The 1072-nt window shown below is 74.0% G+C and carries 1 protein-coding gene; it reads left to right on the top strand.

Annotated features, from left to right (window positions below; translation table 11 throughout):
* Positions 1-54: 54 nt before the first annotated feature.
* The coding region (locus AC31A1_RS51825; RefSeq protein ID WP_489659981.1) for a serine/threonine-protein kinase at positions 55-1072 on the top strand (1018 nt) is incomplete at its 3' end.

Below are 1072 nucleotides of genomic sequence, written 5' to 3'. Positions count from 1 at the left end.
GGTCGGGGCCGATGAGGGCCGACCGCCTTGCCGGAGAGGCGAGATGGGGGAGTCATGAAACCGCTCCGAGCGGGTGATCCCGCCTCTGTCGGGGAGGGGAGATACCGGCTGGTCGGACGGCTCGGCCAGGGCGGGATGGGCGTCGTGTACTTCGGCCGGTCGCGGTCGGGCCGGGCGGTGGCCGTCAAGGTCGTACGGCCCGAACTGGGCACGGAACCGGGTTTCCGGCGCAGGTTCGCCGATGAGGTGGCCGCGGCGCGCCGGGTCGGCGGTTTCCACACCGCGCCGGTCGTCGACGCCGACCCGCACGGCGACCCGGCCTGGCTGGTGACGGCGTACGTTCCCGGGCCCACGCTGCAGGCCGTCCTCGACCGGGTCGGCCCCCTGCCCGCGGACACGCTCACCGTTCTGGCCGCCGGCCTCGCCGAGGCGCTCGCGGCGATCCACCAGGCGGGGGTCATCCACCGTGACCTGAAACCCGCCAACATCATCGTCGCGGAGGACGGCCCCCGGGTCATCGACTTCGGCATCGCACGGGCCCTCGACGGTACGGCCCTCACGCAGACCGGCTTCCAGATCGGCACCCTCGGCTTCCTCGCACCGGAACAGCTCACCGGGGGCTCGCTCACTCCCGCCGTGGACATGTTCGCCCTGGGTGTGGTGCTCGGGCAGGCGGCCGGGCGTGCGCCTTTCGGGGACGGGGTGGCGGCCGCGTGGCCCTACCGGGTCGTCCACGAACAGCCTGATCTCACGGACGTTCCCGGGCAGTTGCGCCCCCTGGTCGCGGCCTGCCTGGCCAAGGACCCGCGGGACCGGCCCAGTCCGTCTGACTTCCTCGACCGACTGACGATCCAGCATCCGTCGGACGTCTGGTTGCCTCCGGAGGCGACCGCGTTGGTGCGGAGTCAGGATCCGGCGGGCTATTTCGCGGGGGTGGACGGGCTGGGGGGCGGGCCTGCGGGTCGTGCGTCGGCCGGGCCTGCGGATCGACGGTCGGGCGCGTCCACCGACGGCCCGCCGGCTGCGCCAACGGATCGTGCGTCGGGTGCGCCCGACGAGCGCCGGTCGGGCG

The organism is Streptomyces sp. P5F9 (assembly GCF_057961495.1).
The sequence above is the reverse complement of the archived record's forward strand: the minus strand, read 5'-3'. Positions and strand labels throughout refer to the sequence as shown.